This window comes from Thalassobacillus sp. CUG 92003 (assembly GCF_013618635.1).
Taxonomy (GTDB): Bacteria; Bacillota; Bacilli; order Bacillales; family Halobacillaceae; genus CUG-92003.
Genome location: NZ_JABLSJ010000032.1, coordinates 1 through 1,261 on the forward strand (window position 1 = coordinate 1; position 1,261 = coordinate 1,261).

Below are 1,261 nucleotides of genomic sequence, written 5' to 3' on the forward strand. Positions count from 1 at the left end.
TATAGAAGAAACTGAATTGACGTACTGGTTGGTTTGTTCAGTTTTCAAAGATCGAAGTAATGGTGGAGCCTAGCGGGATCGAACCGCTGACCTCCTGCGTGCAAAGCAGGCGCTCTCCCATCTGAGCTAAGGCCCCGTCCAAAATGGTCGGGAAGACAGGATTCGAACCTGCGACCCCTTGGTCCCAAACCAAGTGCTCTACCAAGCTGAGCTACTTCCCGTTCAAATGGTGCGCCCGAGAGGAGTCGAACCCCTAACCTTCTGATCCGTAGTCAGACGCTCTATCCAATTGAGCTACGGGCGCATAATTAAGTTAGAAAATGGTGCCGAGGGCCGGACTCGAACCGGCACGGTAGGTGACCTACCGCAGGATTTTAAGTCCTGTGCGTCTGCCAATTCCGCCACCCCGGCATAGCATTACGGTACTTTATATATGAAAATAATTGGAGCGGAAGACGGGATTCGAACCCGCGACCCCCACCTTGGCAAGGTGGTGTTCTACCGCTGAACTACTTCCGCAAATGGTGCGGGTGGAGGGACTTGAACCCCCACGCCGTGAAGCACTAGATCCTAAATCTAGCGTGTCTGCCAATTCCACCACACCCGCATAAATGGTGAGCCATGGAGGATTCGAACCTCCGACCCTCTGATTAAAAGTCAGATGCTCTACCAACTGAGCTAATGGCTCTTAGAAAACTTCAACTTATGTTAAAAATTATAACAAATGGTTATTCACGCCAACTATTATTATTAAGTATTCTATATGGTTTATTCAAAACCTGCTTAAAAAGATGAATGGTGCCGGCCAGAGGACTTGAACCCCCAACCTACTGATTACAAGTCAGTTGCTCTACCAGTTGAGCTAGGCCGGCAATATATGAAGCTAGGATAAATTCAATGGTGGAGGATGCAGGGATCGAACCTGCGACCCCTTGCTTGTAAGGCAAGTGCTCTCCCGGCTGAGCTAATCCTCCACAGATATGTATAAGGCTTGGCGGCGTCCTACTCTCACGGGGATCAACCCGACTACCATCAGCGCTAGAGAGCTTAACTTCTGTGTTCGGCATGGGAACAGGTGTGACCTCTCTGCCATCGCCACCAAACCTTATGTATTCTTCAAGGACAAACTATATTATATGGGTAACAGAAGAAAATTTCAAGGGTATTTTAAAATAAATGAACCCTCAAAACCGGATAAGCTGTTTCATTCAACGAAACATCAGGCAAGGCGTGCGCCTTGTCACATTGATTTAGATAAGTC

General features: G+C 48.1%; 9 tRNA genes and 1 rRNA gene. All 10 read right to left on the minus strand.

Features of this window, described 5'->3' with window-relative positions:
* Positions 1-60: 60 nt before the first annotated feature.
* Positions 61-136: transfer RNA gene (locus tag HOP45_RS20395), tRNA-Ala, on the minus strand.
* Between the two features lie 8 nt (positions 137-144).
* A tRNA-Pro gene (locus tag HOP45_RS20400) sits at positions 145-221 on the minus strand.
* Between the two features lie 6 nt (positions 222-227).
* Positions 228-304 (minus strand) — tRNA-Arg (locus HOP45_RS20405).
* Between the two features lie 17 nt (positions 305-321).
* Positions 322-411, minus strand: a tRNA-Leu gene (locus HOP45_RS20410).
* A 33-nt stretch (positions 412-444) separates the two neighbouring features.
* Positions 445-519: transfer RNA gene (locus HOP45_RS20415), tRNA-Gly, on the minus strand.
* 3 nt (positions 520-522) lie between these two features.
* Positions 523-607: transfer RNA gene (locus HOP45_RS20420), tRNA-Leu, on the minus strand.
* A 5-nt stretch (positions 608-612) separates the two neighbouring features.
* A tRNA-Lys gene (locus HOP45_RS20425) sits at positions 613-688 on the minus strand.
* A gap of 108 nt (positions 689-796) precedes the next feature.
* Positions 797-872 (minus strand) — tRNA-Thr (locus HOP45_RS20430).
* Between the two features lie 26 nt (positions 873-898).
* Positions 899-974: transfer RNA gene (locus tag HOP45_RS20435), tRNA-Val, on the minus strand.
* 15 nt (positions 975-989) lie between these two features.
* Positions 990-1,103 (minus strand): 5S ribosomal RNA (gene rrf, locus HOP45_RS20440).
* Between the last annotated feature and the right edge of the window lie 158 nt (positions 1,104-1,261).